This is a genomic window from uncultured Campylobacter sp., from assembly GCF_937997535.1.
GTDB lineage: Bacteria > Campylobacterota > Campylobacteria > Campylobacterales > Campylobacteraceae > Campylobacter_B.
Map to the genome: position 1 here is coordinate 1 of NZ_CALKTT010000046.1, position 18,881 is coordinate 18,881.

The window sequence follows — 18,881 nt, forward strand, 5'->3', positions numbered from 1 at the left end:
AAAATCGGCATTTTGTTGCCGTCATTTAAGATTAAATACTGCATTTTTGCTCCTTGTAATTTTAATTTTTTAACTGAAATGATTATAACGGTTTTTAAAAAAAGGAGGTAGAACGATCCTGCAAAATCATTGCCTATTTCTGCAAATGTTATAAAAAATGCAAAATTTAGATCAAATTTGTAGTTAAGCTGGTCCAAAATATAAAATTTAGACAAAGAAGCTTGTGAAATAAAATCAATGAGAGGGCAGCAGACCTGCCCGCACTAAATTTAAGCGCCCGTTATGGCTAAGACGTGCGCCTTAGGAAGCATGCCAAACATCCTGGAATACTCTCTATTAAACTGCGACGGGCTCGCGTAACCGACGGCAAATGCGGCCTCTGCGGCGTCTAAATTTTGATTTATCAAGAGATTTTTCGCCTCTTCGAGACGGATCTTTTTTTGAAACTGAAGCGGACTAAGCGCCGTAATACGCTTGAAGTTATGATAGAGCGACGATGCGCTGATGCCGAGCTTTTTGGCTAAATTTTCGATATTTATCGCCTCGGCGTAGTTTGACTTTATCTCTTTGGCAGCGCGCGTGACGCGGTTTTCTATGGTTTCTAGCATTACGTATTGGCGTAGGAAATCGCCGTTTTCGCCCTTTAAGAGTATGTATAAAATTTCCTTTATCGCGAGCTTTGCTAAAAATTTAGCATCGTTTGGACGCTCTAGCAAACGGATAAATTTAAATACGGCTTCAAGCAGCTCATCATCTACCGCTCCAAGAGCCAGCCCTGCAAACTCGCCCTTTTTGCTCTCGGCGCCGCCTATACTCTCGATCACGCCCAAGATATCTTCTAGCTCAAAGTTGATCTTTATGGCTAGATATGGGCAGCCTTTGATCTTTGCAACGGCGGGGATATGCGTAGCGGCTAGCAGATAGCGCTGCTCATCGTACTCGTAAAAATCATTACCGACTTTGGCTAGTTTTGAGCCTTTAAAAACCATGCAAAGCGCCGGTTCGTAAACGCCGGTTAAAAACTCGGTCGGCACGCTTGCTCGGTAGACAAATAGCTCCTTTATATCGCTTTGTATCTTGCCGTCTGAGCTAAATTTAGCGTCCAAATACTTACAAATTTCATCTATCTTGCTCATTGTGCCTCCTTGATTTTTTGAATTTTAGCAAAATTTATAAAATAGCAAGCTGCGAATATCCACCGACCCGCTTTCTCAAATTTAGCAAGTAAATAGGCAAAGCCGGCTCGCAAAATATTAAAGGAGCTCAATCCAAAATAACAAATTCGGACGATTTAACGACCGTCCGAAAATCAAAAGTCAAAGCAAGGAGCTAAAGCCATAAACCGATTTACTCCATTTAAATTTATCTTGCCAGCTCAAGAATTTTAGCGATATTTTCGCGGCTGTAGAGCTCCGCCATATTCCATGCTTTGGCGTTTGTCGCGGCTACGTCTATGACCTCGTCTAGCACCTTGCCTTCGATGCCTAGCTGCGCGAGGCTAGTCGGCGTGCCGATCTTATCAAACCACACTTTAAGCGCCGTGATACCTTCGTCTGCGCTTTTAAGGCCAAAAATTTCACGAGCGAAACGCTCAAACGCGCTTAAATTCCTATCCTTATACCACCTCATCCACGCAGGCATTACCACGCTAAGACCGGCTCCGTGCGCGCAGTCCACGACCGCGCTCATCGCATGCTCAATCATATGATTTGGATAGCCGAAGCCGCCCACACCCACGCAAGTTAGCCCGTTTAGCGCCATCGTCGCAGCCCACGCAAACTCGGCTCGCGCATCGTAATCGCTCGGATCTGCGAGTAGGATTTCAGTCGTACGGATGACGGTTTTGATATTGGCTTCTATATAGGCTCGCACGATATCCGGATGGACGCTAGCGGTAAAATACCCCTCGATGCTGTGCGCGATGATGTCGCTCGCGCTATATACGAGATACTCGCGGCTGACGGTTGCTTGCAGCTGCGGGTTTATGACCGAGACCTTTGGATATAGACACGGCGCGCTGATCGCGTATTTTTGTTTGGTCTGCTCCTTTGTCACCACGCCGCCGCAGTTCATCTCCGAACCCGTCGCGGCAAGGGTGATGATATCAAAAATTTTAAGCGCGGCGCTAGGATTTTTGCCGGTGAAAAAATCCCACACGTCTCCCTCGTAGCAGGCGCCTGCGGCTACGGCTTTCGCTGAGTCCAGCACGCTTCCGCCGCCCACAGCAAGCACGCTATCGGCGCCGAATTCTTTGGCGAGCTTGATCGCTTCGTTTACTTTGCTTAGCACGGGATTTGATTTTATGCCGCCAAGCTGCGTAAATTCTATACCGCTTGCCTTTAAGCTGCTCTCCACGACGCCCATCAGACCGCTCTTTCGCACGCGCTCGCTGCCGTATAGTACGAGAGCTTTTTTCGCACCCGCTTCCTTCATATACTGCCCGATATGCTCCTATTTACCCTTGCCAAATTCTATCCTCACGGGGTTGCAAAAACTAAAATTTGTCATCTTCTCTCCTTTAAATAAAGTTGGCTAAATTATAGCCTTTTTTAAAATTTTGCGGTAGCACGATACTACAATTTCATTGCCTAATCGTGCAAATTTAAATACAACCCGCGTAAATTTAAAGGAGCTTAGATGAATGAAGCAGATAAAATTTTAAAAGACGCCGCAAAGATCACCGGCGAGCTGTATCTCGCCCATAGATATGTTCAAACGCCCATGCAAGCGCTTAGCTTCTACTGCCAAAGCGAGCCCTCGGACTTCACGCGACGATCTATAAGCCTAGCGCGTGCTTGTGCCTGCACGGCGACAAAATAGTGGAATTTAACGGCAAATAGTATCGCTACGATACGCAAAAATTCCTGCAATACTGCGCTAAGCCCGATTGATTTTCAAAAGCACATTAGGTTGTAGGAAACTAGATATATCTTACAAAACGGCGGCACGAAAGCGTCGCAGGCGGCTTTTGACGTCGGATACGAAAGCTCGTCATAGTTCAGCAGGGAGTACGCGAGGATGTCTGCATGCCGCCTAAAGCCCACGCGCAAACATTTCGCGACTAAGAACGAGCAAAAATTTAAAGCGATCGGCTTGGGCGAGCTTTGTAAAATTTCAAAATTTCATTGCGCAATGCAAGCCAAAATAACTGCACAATAAAACAGCATCCGCAACCGACATAAACCGATCGCAAGGTATTACTTGCTATCAACGAGGCGGCGTCCGCTACCGAAACGAGGACTCAGTAGTGGAAAACGCGGCGCAAGAATACAGCCCAAACGTAAGAAGATAGACATAATGCAAGAGACCACTCCGCCGCAAGAAAAACGGATACGCCCCAGCGATGATTGCCCCACACTTACCTGCCGCAGCGCTAAAAGTCATTGCTCATCTTCTTGCTAAATTTTATAATTTCAATCGCGTGGCGTTTTATCACGCGACTCGCACAAGCAAAATCAGGCTAATCGAAATGCTTTAGATAAATTTAAATCAAGCTGAAATAGAAAAAATTTTCTTAAAAATGGCTATTTTAGTATCATAAAATTTCATAAAAAATTTATTTACACTGATAAAAACACAATTTTTAATATGCGTCTAATAAGCAAAATAGTAATATTTTTACGATATTAAATTTCAGTAAGAAAGGAGAAAATATGGAATTTTTAATGGTTCTGATGTTTTTCGTCGCGGGCCTTTTGTTGTGGTTTAGACCTGAGAAAAAGCGCGCAGTTATGGGCTTTGGTATCGCGGGTATCGCTATACTCGTCATCATGATGGCGTGGGTGAATAAATTTGCCGTCGTGCCTATGGGAAATTTTTAGGAGCGAGTAATGGAAAATCAAAATTTCGCGAACGGCTCCGAAAATTTGCCGAGCTGGGGCGAAGATGAAAAGCGATTTTTCAATCTTTTCGCCCTCGCGGCACTCGCTCTCATCGCTTTGCCCGTAGGTATCGCATGCCTTGTTTTGGGCTTTGGTATGGGCGATAGTCCCTGCATCATGTGCTGGCACGAGAGATTTTGCATGGTAGCGATCTCATTCGTGGCTTTGCTGATCGTTAGATACGGATTTGCTGTCAAATGCCTAGCCGTAATCCTCTTTTTAGCATGCCTTGGGCTATACGACGGCTTTTTGCATTACAGCCTAGACGGCACGGGCGGAGGATACCTCGACATAAAGCAGGGCTTCGGGCTTGAAATTTTAGGCGCGCACACGCAGTTTTGGGTCGTAGTGGTGCATTTTTGCGTCATTATATTTTTGGGCGTGATTTTGCTGCTAGGCAAAAACGTAGGTAAAATAATGCAAAAAAGCGAAGAGGGCGCATACGGTGCGGTTCTGCCGAGCTTCGCGCTAGGCAAGATAGCCGTGGCAGCCTTTGCGATCATCATGGCTTTTAACTGCGTGCAGGCCTTTATCACCGCAGGCCCGCCGCCCTATCTAGCCTCTGCGACGCCTTCGCGCATGAGCGTCGATCCGTCAAAGTGGTTTTGGGAGCTTGATCACTGGGAGGAGACCGAAATTGACTTCCGCGAAAGCTGGAATCCAAAACTACCGAATTTACCGAAGTGAGGCTGAAGATGAAAAGATTTCTAAATTTAACCCTATTGTGCGCCACACTGGCGTTTGGCGGCGAGTTTAATCTAAATCCTGCGGATGGCGCAGTGACAAATTTAACGCCTCTACGCAAAAGCGGCGAGATAACGCTAAATTTAAACAACAATAATCCCGTCACGGGGCTTGACTACGACGCGGCGAGCGGAAGCTTCTTGCTCGGTACGCTAAAATTCGAGCTCTACGAAATGGACGGCGAGCTAAAAACCGTAAAAAGCTATCTACGAAGCACACCCGATTGGATAATGCAGATGGAAGAAACCGTCGCAGCGAGCTTTTTTAAAGGCTCGGTAGGGCTCATGAGCTATAATAAAACCTATGAGTTTTTCAAGCCCGCACCGAACCAAAGCAAAGAGGAAGCAAACAAAGCGTGGCGCTATCTGCACGACGGATATGAAAATTTCACGCTCGATTTTAAGGACCGCTACTCCACCGTGCGTGCCAAACAGCAGTATATCCTAAGCTGGGATCACTCGGATTTCTACGGCGAGTTTTTCGTCGCTAGCGTGCCGGATAATATAAAGCAAAGCTGGAGTATAGCGAGCTTTAGCGATACCAACAATCTGCTCTCGAGCGAGTTTGTACCGAGCTTCGACGAGACTCTCGGCGTAAAGGACGGCAGGGATATAAACGACTACTACGTCACGGGTATGGATGCGCAAGGCGAGTTTGTTTATCTGCTCTCGAAGCAATACTCAAGCATCCTAAAGCTTGATCCGCGCAGCAGAAAGATCGTGGAGGTTTATAGCTTTGAAGGCGCAAACGACGCGCATGCGCTAGCTATCAAGGATGGAAAATTTTACGTCGCGTCTAGAGAAAACGGAACGAATAAAATTTTCGTTTTTGAGAGGTGAAATTTAAGCCGTCTTTTGGCGGCTTAAATTTATAAATAATTTAAAACAATACGCTTAGCCTCTCGCTCAGTGGTCAAATTTTATATTTGCATATTCATCCAAAACTACCAAGCAACTTTGATATTTTCCTTTTTGTTAGATCACCTAAAGCTCTATTCGCTATAATATTACTGTAAATTTGGCCCAAAAAAAGAGAAAATAAAAGAACAAATCCCAAAAACTGTTAGCGGCTTCCGCACCAATGAATGCGGGCGAAACAGACCAGGCGCTAAATGCAGACAAAAAAAGAGGTCGAAAAGGAAATAAAAGCCATAAAGACGAAGGCAAGATAAGCTCGCCGAAGAAGTGCTATTGCTAGGCATCGTAAATTTGGCAAACATCACTGTAAGATCTGCTTACCGGTAAAAAAATTTGTCGGCTACAGTCTGCTTTGAAATTGAGGTTGGTCAGTGGGGTATGCGTGTATGTTTGGGAAGATTAAACATAAACAATCAGATAAAATAAGTAAGGAATAACCAATAAATGAGCAGAAAAAGTATTTTAGAACTAAATTTTACTGAGGCAAGAGAATTTTTTTTAAAACATGAAAGCTATTGCAATATAGACTTGCCAAGGTATTTTTCATTTTCTGAGTTATTAGAAAAAGTATCAAATGAATATTCTGGAAAAAATTTATTAAATGATTTCAGTCAATCAAAAAGTGCAATGGGGGAATTGGATGATGTAAACCATCTTTTATATACCAATAAAGATGGTAAACTATCATGGAGACCATTTCAGGTTATAAATCCTTTAGTCTATGTGGCATTAGTACATGAGATAACCGAACAGATAAATTGGGAGAAGCTGCAGGCAAGATTTAAGAAATTTAGTAAAAATGAAAAAATAAGATGCTTAAGCATACCTGTTCAATCCGAAAATAAACAATCCGATAAGGCTCAGCAAATTTCAAATTGGTGGGAACAAGTAGAACAGCAGTCTATTTTGCTTTCACTGGAGTATGACTTCGTTTTTGATACGGATGTGGCAGATTGTTATGGCTCAATATATACACATTCGATTGCTTGGGCAGTGGAAAGCAAAACAATTGCAAAATCACAGCAGGGAAGAAACAATAAGGGTTTACTGGGGAATATCATTGATACAAGTATTCAAAATGCACAATATAAACAGACCAATGGTATTCCACAAGGTTCCGTGTTAATGGATTTTATTGCTGAAATTGTATTGGGATATATAGATAGAATATTGGGCGTTACTCTTCAAAGACAGGGTATTGTAGACTATAAAATCCTTCGCTATCGCGATGATTATCGGATATTTGTTAATAACTCTAATGATGGAGAAATAATTTTGAAATTACTTTCTGAAATCATGATGCCTTTTGGATTGAAATTAAATGCAAGCAAAACAAAAGGGAGTCAAGATGTTATCACTCAATCAATAAAGAAGGATAAGTTGGCTTGGTTATTTATTCCACAAAATTATCGAATCGGCTTGCAGAAGCAACTATTGCTTATTAGGCAGCATAGTGTTAATTATGCTAATTCTGGTAGTCTAAATACGGCATTAAATAAATTTGACAAGAAAATAGAAAAAATTAGAAATAAAAAAAGAAAGATACGCAATAAAGAACAGCTTATCAGTATTACAACGGATATTGCATATAATAATCCAAAGGCAATACCTGTATGTTGCGCAATCATTAGCAAATTACTTTCAGAATTAGATGATAGTAAAAATATATCTTTATTGGTTTACAAAAAATTAAGCAAAATGCCTAATTCTGGTTTTGCACAAATTTGGCTACATAGAATGTTGAAAGAAAATTTAAATGAATTTAAATTTTCCGAGAAAATATGCAAATTACAGAATAGCCATATAAATCTATGGAACTATAGTTGGGTAAAAGGTAGAAATATGTTGAATATACTGAGCAATACGCCTATTTTTCTCCAATCCGAATTTGATAAATTAGATAGCGTTATTCCAAATAATGAAATTGATCTTTTTGATTATTAGTAAGCAAATGTAAATACCACAGTTTTCAAGTAGCCCATAAGCCCAGTAGTAATACGTACTAAGCACAAGAAATCGCGGCGATTTATCAATTGACAACAGTCTTGAGATAAAAACGTTACAATGAGCACAAAGAGATTTTGTGCAACGTGCTTTGATCGCACTTTTGCATGGGTCACAACACCGTATGTTAAATTTAAGGAGCGTCTGCTAAATGTGGTTAAATTTTTGCGCCAAAATTTTTAAATTAAGAGCTCTCAATGCCGCATCGCTCATAGTCTATAAAAAATCATATAAATTTCAAAACTAAATTAGGTCGGACTTGCGTCCGACCGGTATCAGAAAGGAGGAGTTAAAATATATAGACCGCGCCGAGCACGATAAACGCTCTTAGGCAAAAGCCGCCTATGAGTACGCCGTATTCGTTATAGACGCAGCTTTTTATCTCTTCATTGCCGCGAGCGCAGACGCTACCGTCTGCATTTACGCTGCAGCTGCGAAGCATAAATTTGCTTCCGCCCAGCAGCGGCAAAGCAAGCCCAAATACGACAAAGCCTATCCAAAACATCGGCGCAAGCGAGCCGCTGACTATCTTGGTTACGCTCGCCATGCCCGCAGCCTCACTTTTCACGCTCGCAAATAGCGCTAACACCGCAACGATCTCAAGCGCAACTAACGCGACGTGAAATTTATGCGCACAGTGGCTTAGGCCGTGCCCGGCATTTAGCGTAGCGGCGGCGTTTGCGCTAAGCCCCGTAGAGATCGCGGAGATCGTAAATAAAATCGGCAGCCATACGCTAGCCCAAAGTGGGATCGCCTTTACGACGTAAAGTAGTAGCCCGGTATACCCCATCACTCCAAGCGCCAGAATAGCTCCGAGCGTGAGCATCATATCGCAAATTTTACCGCTCTTTTTGATCTGCAAAAGCACTAAAACGCTAACCACGATGAAAAATGTAAGCAGATATGTACCTATGCTCATCATCGAAACTGGGCGCGTATAGAGCTGCAAAATTTTAAGAGGATTTATCGCGGCGCTCGGCGCCAAGTCAAATAGCAAAAGCGCGGTTCCTATTATTACCGCAACGGGTGCTAGCAGAAAGCCGAATTTATAAAACCTCTCGTTTAATGAACCCAAAAAGCCTTTGTAAGCCAAAGCCGAGCACAAAAATGCCCCGGCGCCTAGACCGCCTAAAAATAGATAGATGACTATGAGCCATCCCCAAGTCGTCTGTACCATTGTCATTCCTTTAAATTTTCAAAAACTTCAGGATCTTTTAGCGCACTTTTAAGCGCATCCATCTCGCTATTTAAGTAGAGATTTAAAAAGCCCCCGAAGCTCTTCCAAACGTCTAAATTTGCGTGCTCGTCGCAACGAGCGGCAAATTTGCAAAACCACTGCGACGGATGAGCGGCGATAAATTCCGCCTTTTTACGCAGAATTTCGTTAAATTTAGCCTCATCCTCCGCCTTTAGCGCGCTAAAACTTAGAAAATAAAGATATTGCAACTCGTACCCGATGAAATCGTCGGGAAATTTATCAAGCTGCGCATCCTCGAGTTTTAGCCCCGAGCTTTCATAAAAGCTTCGCACCTGCATCGTCTTTGCCCCAAACATCGTTTGATAGTCGAAATACACCGACTCGTAAGGCTCGGCTTTGGGACGCTTAGGGCCTACGAAGAGCCTATTGAATTCGTAGCGAATTTCATCGATTAAGCTTGGCTCGCTTTTGCATTTGGCAAATTCGAGGATAAATTTGTGCTCTTTAAGCTTAGGCGCAAAATCCTGCGTCAAATTTAAAAGCTCGTCCAAATTTTCACTGGTAAGAGGTACCAAAAATACCTGCCTCAAAAAGTCCTCGACGCAAAGGCTCTGCTTTAAATTACGCATCTTTTTATCCTTAGTGGATAAACTCGTTGCGCTTCATACGAGGATAGAAGCGGATGTTCGGCTTCGTAAAAAAGCGCTTAAAGCCCGGCATCTCTTTCTCCATCCCCGCGCTATCGCTCACGTCGCTATCGACCAGCTTTAGCACGTCGCAAGGACAGCCCGCTACGCACGCAGGCTCCTCGCCGCGCTCGAGCTTCTCGGCACAGAGGTTGCACTTTTGCGCTTTACCGTCTTTGCCTTTGGTTATCGAGCCGTAAGGACAGGCTACGATGCAGTATCCGCAACCGATACATTTATCGTGCAGCGGCTGAACTATGCCGTTTTCAAGCTTAATGTAAGCTCCTACGGGGCAAACGTCCATACATGCAGGCTCATCGCAATGGTGACACGAATGCGATATGAAAATTTCCTTTTCGATCTCATCTTCATGGATTAGCATCATATCGACATGGCGCCAGTTGATATCGGGGTCTTGGTTATGATAGACCTGACATGAAATTTCACACGCCTTACAACCTATGCAAAAGTTATAATCAAATAAAAATCCTTGTTTTCGTTTCATTTTATGCCTCCTGTTTTGCAGCTTTTTTTACTTCACAAAAGCTTGCAGTATAGGTCGATCCGTTTCCTAAATCACTCACTCCGTCCGAGCAAAGGATATTTGCTCCCGTGCGAGACTTGGTAACCTTAACCCAGATATTGTTCCATGCATAGACGATGCCCGGCTGCATCTGATTGGTTTCAACCGCTGTAAATATCGCCGTGCCCTTTTCGTTCGTGGCTTCAACCGTATCGCCCTCTTTGATGCCGCGCGCCAGCATATCCTCGCGCGTCATAAATAGCTCAGCGTTGCCCTTTACGATGACGCGTTTTAGGATGTAAGGCATATTGCCCCAGTTTGAGTTATCCTGAAGCTGCGTGCCCGGCGTCATAAAATAAAGCGGATACTTTTTCAAGTAATTTTTGCCGAAATTTTTATGCCTTTCGTAGTAATCCCAATCGTCGTTAAGATCGATCACCGGGTGATAGCCTGCGTCCTTGAAAGCTTCGGAGTAGAGCTCGCACTTGCCGCTTTTAGTGCCGAATACTAGCTTGTCCTTCGGCGCATAAGGGTAGTAAGGGAACTGATCTTTCATCGTCTCAGGAGTCCTAAACGGCTTAATCCAGCCTACGCTCTTTAGCTTTTCGTAGGTGATATTTTGCTTTTTGGCAAATTCCGCATCCAAAAACCTTCTGCAAACCGTCTCGCTATCCCAATCAAAGCACTCCTCTTTATATCCCATCACCTTGGCTAGAGCGTTAAAAAATTCCAAATTCGTCTTGGCTTCGCCCAGCGGCTTGACGCTTTGGGCGTTGTAGCAGACGTAGCCCGAAATTTGATCGTTTTGAATATCCTCGCTCTCCATAAAGGTAACACCCGGCAATACGTAATCGGCATAATCGCAGGTGTCGGTATCATAAGGATCAATGACTACTAAGAAAAAGTCGTCGTCCATCACGCGCTTTTTGATTAAATTTGTATTCGGCGCCGTTACCATCAAATTTGAGTTGTAGTTGATACAGGCGCGAATGACCGTATTTATCGGCTTACCTAGATAGGTCGGATTTTCCTTTTGGATACCTTTGCCAAATTCTATATAGCTTATTTGCTGGCGCTCTATCTTTTTGCCTTCCGCGTCTTTCGGCGAAAGATCTGGCATGCAGTTATCGAAGTTAAAGCAGCCCTTTACGTGCACGTAAGCCCAGAATAATCCGCCGCCAAGTTTTGTAAGGCAGCCCGTAAGTACCGGCAAGAAGGTAACCGCGCGCACTAGCCTTGCTCCGTTAAAGTGTCTTTGGCCGCCGTCGCCGTGCATAATGGCAGGCGCTTTGGCGTGGGCGTATTCTCGCGCAAAGACTTTGATCTGATCAACGCTTGCTCCGCACATTTCAGATAGTTCGCCATAAGTGTAGAGTGAGCACTCATGTACTAGATCTTCAAAGCCGGTTGTATATTTTTCTACGAATTCATGATCATATAGATCTTCTTCTATCAAAAATTTGCAGACCGCTAGACAAAATGCCGGATCGCTTGAAGGCTTTAGCTGGATAAACATATCGGCCTGGTTTGCGAGCGGAATTCTGATCGTATTTATGACGATGATCTTGCCGCCTCGCTTTTTGACGCGGTGGGCAAATCTAATCCAGTGCACCGCCGTATAGGCTTCGTTTGAGCCCCAGCTGATATACATATCGCTCTCATCGACTTCCAGCGCGTCTTTTGAAAAATCCGTGCCGATGACGCTCGGCGTGCCCGCATAGCGCGGCCAGTCGCATGGATTGCGCACAAGCCTCGTAGCGCCGTATTTTTCAAAGAAATTTCCCGGCGCGATCGTCTTTGAGATATGCCCTTCGTTGCCCGAATAGACAAATTCCGTCAGCGCCTCGCCGCCGTATTTTGCCTTGATCTCGGTGAGCTTCGCGGCTATCTCTTTTAGTGCTTGATCCCAGCTGATACGCTCCCATTTGCCCTCGCACTTTTTACCGACGCGCTTCATCGGATACATTATGCGATCGGCGTTGTATAGATGCATCGCGTAAGTATGCCCTTTGACGCAGACCGTACCTTGCGTTAGAGGGTGCTTCGGATCGCCCTTGATGCTAACCATCTTGCCGTCTTTGATCTCTGCGATCATTGAACAGGCGTCGCGGCAGTTTCTAGGACAGGTGAGGTAGTGATACTCTACGCCCTGCTCGTTTTTATAGGATTTCGGTTTAAAATCCACCTCAAACTGCTCCATACCAAATAGGCTTGGAGAGGCTCCCGCCGTAGCTAGAGCCGCTCCCGCGCCTTTTAAGAAAGAACGTCTTTGCATCTCTTCTCCTTAAATGTGGGCTTTATTTCATATCGTATATGAAAACTTTATTTTCTTTGCCTTCGCGCGAAAAAACATAAAATTTGCCGTCCTTCACAGCAAGCGCCCTCGCGTTTGCCGCTCCGCTAAAGCCATATGCATCCTCAATCTTATGAGTTTGTAAATTTAACTTTAAAATGGTCGAGAAATTTTTACTCAAAAGATAAACGGCGTCAGGCTGAGCGTCGATGCCCGTGACGTAATATTCGCCTAGGCTCCTGCTCTCTTTTAGCTTTAAATTTGAGCCGATTTGCGGAATAAATTCCTCCAAAATCATCTTATCGTCGCCGTCAAACACCGCCACGCTCCAATAATCCCTCACGTCGTTAGGCACGGACGCAACGATAAATTTATTCGCAGCCGCGTCGTAATCCCAGCCGAGGATATATTGCTGCTTTGCTCGAAGCGTGGAGAAGCGCCCTTTGTTGCCGAGATCATTTAGCTTCCATTTATTCCAGCCCTTGGTCAAATGCCTCCACTGGCTATTTTGCTCCTCTGCACTAAGCCCGTCCGTAGGCTCATAAAATACGAAGGTTTTATTAAAGCTTATCATGCCGAGCTCATTTTTGTACCACGTCGCGCCTACGGTCGCTTCCATCTCCATTATAAAGTGGCGATCGTGCTTGCCGTATCTAAGCGGCTTTAAATTTTCATCCGCAACGTAAAATTCGTTATTTTTAGAAACCAGCGCGAACTGCTTTTTATCTGCGTCATAATCCGCTCCCGTAATCGGTGCGTCGTTTTGTAAGCTTAGGCTCACTTCCGCACTCGGCGTACCGAGCTCTTTTACGCCCTCAAGCGCGCCTGCTTTGCTATCAAGATTAAACTCAAACCCAAACGCCAGAGCCGCTAGCGCCGTAAAAATCATCAGCTTTTTCATCTTTTTGCTCCTTAGTTTGGAAGATCCGGAAGCTCCGGATTCCAATCGAATCTAAAATCAAGCGCGCTTTGCCAGTGATCTTTTTCCCAAAACCATTTGGCAGGATCAAGACTTAATCTAGCCGGCGTGCTAGAGCCCAGATACGGCGGCGGGCCTGAGACGATGAAGGCCTGTGCGCAGTTTGCGGCGATGATGACGATGAAAATTAAATTTGCAATTTTGCCAAGAGGCAGATAGCGCAAAAACTCGCCGTATTCGCCGCTCGTGCTCTTTTTCATTATCTCACCCAAATTTTTGCTACATAAAAATATAACCGCCAAAAACGCGATCACGCAAAAATCTACGACGATGACCCAAAGCTGCGTGTGTGCACCCAAAATTTCAAGTCCGAAGCCCTGCTTTATGTCGAGGTAGCCTCCGAACGTCCCATCAAGGCTGTAGTGGATAAAGCCATTGAACATCCCCCAGCAAGCCATTAGTAAAAGCGCCGCGACGTAACCGGGTCTTAGGCCGTATCTAAGGATAAAAAGCGCGATAAGACTGATGGCTATCATCGTGATCCTCTCCGACCAACACATCACGCACGGGCTATCTCCCATGCCAAAACCCAGTATCAAACAGGCTATACCGACCGGAAGCGCCACGAGGGCGATGATGGCTAGCGACATTAGGTTAAAAAATCCTCGCTCGGCGGCGGGAATTTGATTTTGTTCTAAATTTTGCATATTGCCCTCCTAAAAGTTGCCTACCGGTACGACGACCCATAAATTTACGTAAAACTCGAGCGCGATCAGTATCGCGCAGCCTACCGCCGCGCAGCCCGTAGCTAGATTTTTCCTCTGCGGCTTAAAATATAATATAAGCCCGCTGATCAAAAATAGCGTCAAAATAAGAAATTCCATTTCAAACCGTCCTTTCCTAATAAAATTTAATCCTAAGCATGCTTATTCTTAAAGAAATAATATAATTTTATTTATTAAATTTGGTTTAAAAAATAGATTTTTCTATTCATATTAAATTTTTTCCTATAAAATTTTCCTACTAAAAATATATTTTTATAAATTATTTTATTATATTTAAGTGAATATTAAAGATATAATTAAAATTTGATAAATTATTTTACTCGCTAATATTTTTTATCCTTAAGATAAAATTTAAAACAACTTAAACAAATATTGTGTAATATTTCAACAGAATTTTAACCTAAGGCGAAATATGGAAAATATATTTTTAGAATCTTACGACGTATTTAAGGTATCGAAAAATGCGAGCAAGCTAAAAATTTACAACGACTTTCTAAGAGACAACAAAAGATACTCCGTAACGCGCTGTTATTATGTCATAGTCGTGGATAATACCTTTTTGACCTACTCGCATTTGATGATTTATGAGGAGTTGCTTTATCTTCTGTATTCGCAGAACAAGCTAAAAAACGGCGATTTTTCGCTGACACTCAAAAAATCGGAGCTGGCGAAAAAATTTAAGACCGATATCACAAAAAGCGCTACCGAGACGATAAAGCGCCTTTATGAGATGCAGCAGGTCAAAATCACTATTTTCGTAAAAGACAAAGTCGAAAAACAGATGAATATCATAGAACGCATCGACGCGCCCGTGACCGAAAAATACGGAGACATCCCCGACGAGATCAATATCTTGCTAAATTCCGAGTTTGTGCGGCTCTACCGCTGCGCGTATCTGGATAAGATCGAGTATTTAAATAGCTTCGATATCGAGCAGGGCAGCTTCATCCGCTACTTTATGCAGCACGAGCTGGACGGCGGCGTAAAAAGCTCTGCGATCATCGATAAAATGGGCGTTACGACCTATCTACCCTTCACTTATAAAAAGCGCTTCGAACAAGAGATCGCGAGAGTGAGCTTTTATTATAAAAACGAGAAATTTTGCATAAAAGACGGCTTCGTCGTCATCGAAAACCACGAAAACAAGGTGATAGATAATCAAAACGCGTCGATTGAGCTTTTCGGCGCGATATACGGGCAGATAACGCAAAACTGCACCAAATCCGTTACGCTAAATGAGCAAAATTTAGCGAAGTATTACGCGCGCTTCGGCAGGTTTGAGACGAGCCAGACGGTGTTTAAAATTTTAAGCAATATGGAGCTCATGCTAAATCAATCGATGCAGAAAGAAAACGCGAAGATCGCCTGCTTTTCGCACTTTTTCGAAAGTATCGTCTGCAAAAACGGCAATGAATTTGAAATTTTGATCGAGCTAAATCAAAAGGGCTTTGAGTATATCGTCTCGCGCAGCGCGAATTTGGACTTTTGGAATGTCGAAGCTGCAGACTATGGGCTCACGCCGTATCCCGTAAATAGCTGTGCGACAAACGGCAAGCTGGGGTAAATTTAAGGCGGCAAATTTTAAAATTTCTCCGCAAAGACGTACGAGCTCGCTCACCGCATCAAGAATAATGCGCGGGCAAAATTTTAAAAATTTACTCCTGCGTCCTTAGCTCGGCGATGAGCCCGTCAAGATCTCCGCTATTTTGCGCGCTCAAAAGCCGCTCGTTTATGAGCCGCATTTGCGCCGAAAACTCGCTACCAAGCATATCCGCGACGAAATTTTCGCTCTCGCTCTCATCCGTCACCGGATACATATCGCGCCAGATATCGGTTATCCACCAGCCGCACTTCGAGACGCAGGTAAAGTCCTTCAAAACGCCCGTCTTTAGCTTCATCATCACTTCGTCGGTTTGCTTGATCTCGCTTGCGACGAAGTCTTTGTGGATGCCGTCTAGGCAGGTGAAAATACGGTGTCCTAGGCTTTGGACGCTGTTTTCGGAGCAGATCCTAAACTGAAAGATGCTATCTTTAAAATTTAAATCAGACAAGCAAATTGGATGCTTTTGAGTAAAATTTGGAAACGAATCAAAGCTCCTATCGTCGATGCTAAGCGCCCAGCTCGAGTTTGGATTTTTGCGGGCAAACTCGTCAAAACTAAGCCTGATAAATTCTTTATGGCTTAGCTCCTCGGCGGTGAAAAAGTCGTAGTTAGAACAGTTTACAGCTTTAAAATCTTTAAATTTCATATCTTTCTCCCGTAAAAATACCGTTTCAAATTCTATTGAGACGGTATTGTATCATTTTGCGGGATTTATTTTTATTAATCCGAATAAATTTAATCAAGAATTCGCAGCTCAAATTCCAACTAAAGCTTATTGCCATATTTTGGATAGTGTTTGCGCATGCTAAATAGTAAAATTTAATGACATTTGAAATATCTTGAAGAAATTCCGCCGCTTGGAATTTCGCACCGCAGAATTCCAAGACCGAACTTCCAAGGTAAAATTCTGCGCATAGGATTTTAGTGCAGAATTTTACTCGCGATAAAGCCTCGCCAAATATGGTACAAAAGCTCCGTTGAAACCGAAATCTTGCGGATTTGTGACGCCTAAATTTACGCGCCGCACACGAAGTTAAATTTTAATTCGCGCTGCGAAATAAATCATAAAATTCTATTTCACCAGCTCGTAGCTATACTCTTTCGTGCCGTCAAGTAGATTTGTGACGTTGTAGCCTCGCTCGTTTAGGGCTTTGGCAAGTTTAGCGCTACGGTTGCCGCTGTAGCAGTGCGTGATTATCCTTTTGCCTTTGTTGGCCTCAAGCACGTCCTTGTAGTTATCCACAGGCTCGCCATCAGGAATATTTATCGCGCCTTTCATATGCCCTGCGTCATAGTCTTTTTTCTCTCTAACGTCGATGATTAGGACATTTGGATCATTTGCGATCTTTTTAAATCCCTCCGCGTTTATGCTGCCGACCTTATACAGCTCGTAGTCGTACTGCTTCACGCCTGGCGCGTTCATAAGCACATTGAAGCCCTTTTGTTTAAGCAAATCAAGCGCCTTGCCGCTGCGGTTGCCGGTGTTGCAATAAAGCACGACGTTTTTATCTTTATAGGCGTTTATCTCGTCCAGCCTGCTTTCCAGCTGCTCAAGCGGGATGTTGATCGCGTGTTTTATGTGTCCTGCGGCGTATTCCTCCGCGCTTCTGACGTCAATGACCAGATAATTTTCTTTCGCCCTATTGTCCTCCTCTATCGCCGATAGCGCCGCGCCGCTTATCGCGTAGCCGTTAGGCTGCTGCGTATCGGCGCCGCAAGTCGCAAAAGATCCCAATGCCGCCAGCAAAACCGCGCTTTTTAAAATTTTGTGAGAAATAAATTTCATATGTTTCCTTTGAATTTTAGCTTTAAAGCGGGAGATTATATCAAAATTTTATCTAAATAGTGTGAATTTGTGCGGAATGTGATAGGTTATGCTGATACGGATTACCGATGTGAAAACGCGAAAGAGACTCGAATAAAAAACTTTTGCCAAAATATCTTAAAGGCTCGTAGGTAAAGATACTTTGCGTAAATTTATCTTTTAGAGACGGAGCAACAAATTCAAAAAAACTCACATTTGCCCGAAGGTAAATTTTATACTTTTGCCAATTTTCATTATTTTTCAAGTATAAGTAAGATATAATCTCGAACTTTTTTGAGGCGCCGTTGCGCTCTTAAAGGTAATTTGAAGATGGTGTCAAGAGAGAGACTTGAACTCTCGACCTCCGGCTTATGAGACCAGCGCTCTAACCAGCTGAGCTACCTTGACACGTGAAAAGAAATGGCAAGTATAGCTAAATATTCTTATTTTTAATTGAAACACTTTAAAAGGAGAGAAAATGAATGCGGCTTTGATTTTATTAGTCGTCATAGTTTTGTTAGTTTTGGCGTTAGTAGGCGTTTATAACTCATTCATCGCCAAGCGCAACCAGGTGCGAAACATCGCTTCCACCGTCGATACACAACTTAAAAAGCGCTACGACCTCATCCCAAATTTAGTTAGCGCCACGCGAGAATATATGAGCCACGAAAATGCCGTGCTAACGCGCGTTAGCGAACTTCGCTCGCAAGCGATCAGCGCAAGCTCTAACGCCGACAAATTTAAGCTAAATAGCGAAATTTCGGCTCTTTTAGGACAGATCCGCATCGCGGTGGAGGCGTATCCGAATCTTAAGGCTAACGAATCGTTTGCCAAGCTACAAAACGCGTTAGGCGAGTGCGAGGAGCAGATCAGCGCCGCACGCCGCGCTTATAACGGCGCCGTTACGGTTTATAATAACGCCTGCGAGATGTTTCCTACTAACATCATCGCCAGCGTTTTCAACTTTGCTAAAGCGGAATTTTTCGCCGCTAGCGAGCAAGAAAAGCAAGCCCCGAACGTCTCCGAGCTTTTCAAAAAATAAGCGCGAGACGTAGAAAATTTGCGATGAAATTTTAAAATTTCATCGCAAATGGCTCCAAACGCCGCGAGTCTAAATTTATAGTGAATAAAACAGATCGCACATAAAGCATGCACTTTTAAAATAGGCTTGCTTGCTTAGCTCCCCGCGTACTCGTCATCTCGTTTGAGATATTTGCGGCGCATGGTACTTAGACTTTTAACAATAAAATTTTACGAAATTAATTTGATTTGTATTTTCTTGCTGCGCAGGAGCTCGTTTTAACAAACAGTGCAACGCAAAATTTAAAAGCCTCAATTTCGCAGTGCAAATTTTGGCCAGCTTGCCGCCGGCGTTACTTACGCAAGCGGCAGCAAAAGCAACGCCACGTTAATCATGTGTTATTTTGCAAATTTGCGCTTCGGTTGCGACTGCGAGATCCTTCGGCGCGAGAGCGATCTGTTTTCCGCGCACGCCTGCGCTAACGTAAATTTTCTCCTGCGTTA

Annotated in this window: 18 protein-coding genes, 1 tRNA gene and 1 pseudogene; 7 read left to right on the plus strand and 13 right to left on the minus strand. The window is 43.8% G+C overall.

The annotated features are described in order from the left end of the window. Nucleotides 1-269: 269 nt before the first annotated feature. Both Q0117_RS04320 and Q0117_RS04325 read right to left on the minus strand, forming a co-directional pair. Nucleotides 270-1,136 carry an AraC family transcriptional regulator gene (locus Q0117_RS04320; protein ID WP_297923037.1) on the minus strand — a complete coding sequence of 289 codons (867 nt, stop codon included), beginning with the start codon at nt 1,134-1,136 and terminating at the stop codon, nt 270-272. A gap of 226 nt (nt 1,137-1,362) precedes the next feature. Continuing rightward, nucleotides 1,363-2,508 (minus strand): annotated as a pseudogene (locus Q0117_RS04325) (iron-containing alcohol dehydrogenase). A 129-nt stretch (nt 2,509-2,637) separates the two neighbouring features. Here Q0117_RS04325 and Q0117_RS04330 point away from each other — a divergent pair. Continuing rightward, nucleotides 2,638-2,820 carry a hypothetical protein gene (locus Q0117_RS04330; protein ID WP_297923040.1) on the plus strand — a complete coding sequence of 61 codons (183 nt, stop codon included), beginning with the start codon at nt 2,638-2,640 and terminating at the stop codon, nt 2,818-2,820. A 74-nt stretch (nt 2,821-2,894) separates the two neighbouring features. Here Q0117_RS04330 and Q0117_RS04335 read toward each other — a convergent pair whose 3' ends face one another. Continuing rightward, complete coding sequence (locus Q0117_RS04335) at nt 2,895-3,044, minus strand: hypothetical protein (RefSeq protein ID WP_297923044.1); 150 nt, start codon at nt 3,042-3,044, stop codon at nt 2,895-2,897. Between the two features lie 609 nt (nt 3,045-3,653). On the opposite strand from Q0117_RS04335, the gene Q0117_RS04340 reads away from it, so the two are divergent. The 4 genes from Q0117_RS04340 to Q0117_RS04355 all read left to right on the plus strand — a co-directional run bounded on the left by Q0117_RS04340 (nt 3,654) and on the right by Q0117_RS04355 (nt 7,486). Continuing rightward, on the plus strand, nt 3,654-3,821 hold the full coding sequence (locus tag Q0117_RS04340) for a hypothetical protein (protein ID WP_291938627.1): 168 nt from the start codon (nt 3,654-3,656) through the stop codon (nt 3,819-3,821). A gap of 9 nt (nt 3,822-3,830) precedes the next feature. Then, nucleotides 3,831-4,568: a disulfide bond formation protein B gene (locus tag Q0117_RS04345; protein WP_297923047.1), complete on the plus strand. Its 738-nt coding sequence runs from the start codon at nt 3,831-3,833 to the stop codon at nt 4,566-4,568. Between the two features lie 8 nt (nt 4,569-4,576). Beyond that, complete coding sequence (locus tag Q0117_RS04350) at nt 4,577-5,464, plus strand: hypothetical protein (RefSeq protein ID WP_297923049.1); 888 nt, start codon at nt 4,577-4,579, stop codon at nt 5,462-5,464. A gap of 522 nt (nt 5,465-5,986) precedes the next feature. Then, nucleotides 5,987-7,486 (plus strand): RNA-directed DNA polymerase, encoded by a 1,500-nt coding sequence (locus tag Q0117_RS04355; RefSeq protein ID WP_297923051.1) that lies wholly within the window; start codon nt 5,987-5,989, stop codon nt 7,484-7,486. A 349-nt stretch (nt 7,487-7,835) separates the two neighbouring features. Here the strand turns inward: Q0117_RS04355 and nrfD are convergent, their stop codons facing one another. The 7 genes from nrfD to Q0117_RS04390 are packed head-to-tail and all read right to left on the minus strand — an operon-like array spanning nt 7,836 to nt 14,049. Then, nucleotides 7,836-8,723 carry an NrfD/PsrC family molybdoenzyme membrane anchor subunit gene (gene nrfD, locus Q0117_RS04360; RefSeq protein ID WP_297923054.1) on the minus strand — a complete coding sequence of 296 codons (888 nt, stop codon included), beginning with the start codon at nt 8,721-8,723 and terminating at the stop codon, nt 7,836-7,838. A 2-nt stretch (nt 8,724-8,725) separates the two neighbouring features. Beyond that, the gene (locus Q0117_RS04365; RefSeq protein WP_297923057.1) at nt 8,726-9,373 is read right to left on the minus strand and encodes a molecular chaperone; all 648 of its coding nucleotides are present in this window, start codon (nt 9,371-9,373) and stop codon (nt 8,726-8,728) included. A 10-nt stretch (nt 9,374-9,383) separates the two neighbouring features. Further along, nucleotides 9,384-9,935: a 4Fe-4S dicluster domain-containing protein gene (locus Q0117_RS04370; protein ID WP_297923060.1), complete on the minus strand. Its 552-nt coding sequence runs from the start codon at nt 9,933-9,935 to the stop codon at nt 9,384-9,386. Nucleotide 9,936: 1 nt separating this feature from the next. Further along, nucleotides 9,937-12,228, minus strand: coding sequence for a molybdopterin-dependent oxidoreductase (locus tag Q0117_RS04375; protein WP_297923062.1), 2,292 nt, complete (start codon nt 12,226-12,228; stop codon nt 9,937-9,939). 22 nt (nt 12,229-12,250) lie between these two features. Further along, nucleotides 12,251-13,147 carry a hypothetical protein gene (locus Q0117_RS04380; protein WP_297923065.1) on the minus strand — a complete coding sequence of 299 codons (897 nt, stop codon included), beginning with the start codon at nt 13,145-13,147 and terminating at the stop codon, nt 12,251-12,253. Nucleotides 13,148-13,158: 11 nt separating this feature from the next. Then, on the minus strand, nt 13,159-13,872 hold the full coding sequence (locus tag Q0117_RS04385; RefSeq protein WP_297923068.1) for a disulfide bond formation protein B: 714 nt from the start codon (nt 13,870-13,872) through the stop codon (nt 13,159-13,161). Between the two features lie 9 nt (nt 13,873-13,881). Beyond that, nucleotides 13,882-14,049 (minus strand): hypothetical protein, encoded by a 168-nt coding sequence (locus Q0117_RS04390; protein ID WP_297923071.1) that lies wholly within the window; start codon nt 14,047-14,049, stop codon nt 13,882-13,884. Between the two features lie 313 nt (nt 14,050-14,362). Between Q0117_RS04390 and Q0117_RS04395 the strand changes: the two genes are divergently transcribed. Continuing rightward, a complete protein-coding gene (locus Q0117_RS04395; protein WP_297923074.1) occupies nt 14,363-15,514 on the plus strand; it encodes a hypothetical protein in 1,152 nt (383 codons plus the stop codon). Nucleotides 15,515-15,605: 91 nt separating this feature from the next. On the opposite strand, the gene Q0117_RS04400 is transcribed toward Q0117_RS04395, so the two are convergent. The 3 genes from Q0117_RS04400 to Q0117_RS04410 form a co-directional block, all read right to left on the minus strand. Next, complete coding sequence (locus tag Q0117_RS04400; RefSeq protein ID WP_297923077.1) at nt 15,606-16,199, minus strand: effector protein; 594 nt, start codon at nt 16,197-16,199, stop codon at nt 15,606-15,608. A gap of 426 nt (nt 16,200-16,625) precedes the next feature. Continuing rightward, complete coding sequence (locus tag Q0117_RS04405) at nt 16,626-17,339, minus strand: rhodanese-like domain-containing protein (protein WP_297923080.1); 714 nt, start codon at nt 17,337-17,339, stop codon at nt 16,626-16,628. Nucleotides 17,340-17,688: 349 nt separating this feature from the next. Continuing rightward, nucleotides 17,689-17,765 (minus strand) — tRNA-Met (locus Q0117_RS04410). Nucleotides 17,766-17,835: 70 nt separating this feature from the next. Between Q0117_RS04410 and Q0117_RS04415 the strand changes: the two genes are divergently transcribed. After that, the gene (locus Q0117_RS04415; protein WP_297923082.1) at nt 17,836-18,399 is read left to right on the plus strand and encodes a LemA family protein; all 564 of its coding nucleotides are present in this window, start codon (nt 17,836-17,838) and stop codon (nt 18,397-18,399) included. The last annotated feature ends 482 nt before the right edge of the window (nt 18,400-18,881 follow it).

Coding starts and splice junctions, on each gene's coding strand:
- Q0117_RS04320 (WP_297923037.1), bottom strand. CDS start 1,136: ATGAGCAAGATAGATGAAATTTGTAAGTATTTGGACGCTAAATTTAGC.
- Q0117_RS04330 (WP_297923040.1), top strand. CDS start 2,638: ATGAATGAAGCAGATAAAATTTTAAAAGACGCCGCAAAGATCACCGGC.
- Q0117_RS04340 (WP_291938627.1), top strand. CDS start 3,654: ATGGAATTTTTAATGGTTCTGATGTTTTTCGTCGCGGGCCTTTTGTTG.
- Q0117_RS04345 (WP_297923047.1), top strand. CDS start 3,831: ATGGAAAATCAAAATTTCGCGAACGGCTCCGAAAATTTGCCGAGCTGG.
- Q0117_RS04350 (WP_297923049.1), top strand. CDS start 4,577: ATGAAAAGATTTCTAAATTTAACCCTATTGTGCGCCACACTGGCGTTT.
- Q0117_RS04355 (WP_297923051.1), top strand. CDS start 5,987: ATGAGCAGAAAAAGTATTTTAGAACTAAATTTTACTGAGGCAAGAGAA.
- nrfD (WP_297923054.1), bottom strand. CDS start 8,723: ATGGTACAGACGACTTGGGGATGGCTCATAGTCATCTATCTATTTTTA.
- Q0117_RS04365 (WP_297923057.1), bottom strand. CDS start 9,373: ATGCGTAATTTAAAGCAGAGCCTTTGCGTCGAGGACTTTTTGAGGCAG.
- Q0117_RS04370 (WP_297923060.1), bottom strand. CDS start 9,935: ATGAAACGAAAACAAGGATTTTTATTTGATTATAACTTTTGCATAGGT.
- Q0117_RS04375 (WP_297923062.1), bottom strand. CDS start 12,228: ATGCAAAGACGTTCTTTCTTAAAAGGCGCGGGAGCGGCTCTAGCTACG.
- Q0117_RS04380 (WP_297923065.1), bottom strand. CDS start 13,147: ATGAAAAAGCTGATGATTTTTACGGCGCTAGCGGCTCTGGCGTTTGGG.
- Q0117_RS04385 (WP_297923068.1), bottom strand. CDS start 13,872: ATGCAAAATTTAGAACAAAATCAAATTCCCGCCGCCGAGCGAGGATTT.
- Q0117_RS04390 (WP_297923071.1), bottom strand. CDS start 14,049: ATGGAATTTCTTATTTTGACGCTATTTTTGATCAGCGGGCTTATATTA.
- Q0117_RS04395 (WP_297923074.1), top strand. CDS start 14,363: ATGGAAAATATATTTTTAGAATCTTACGACGTATTTAAGGTATCGAAA.
- Q0117_RS04400 (WP_297923077.1), bottom strand. CDS start 16,199: ATGAAATTTAAAGATTTTAAAGCTGTAAACTGTTCTAACTACGACTTT.
- Q0117_RS04405 (WP_297923080.1), bottom strand. CDS start 17,339: ATGAAATTTATTTCTCACAAAATTTTAAAAAGCGCGGTTTTGCTGGCG.
- Q0117_RS04415 (WP_297923082.1), top strand. CDS start 17,836: ATGAATGCGGCTTTGATTTTATTAGTCGTCATAGTTTTGTTAGTTTTG.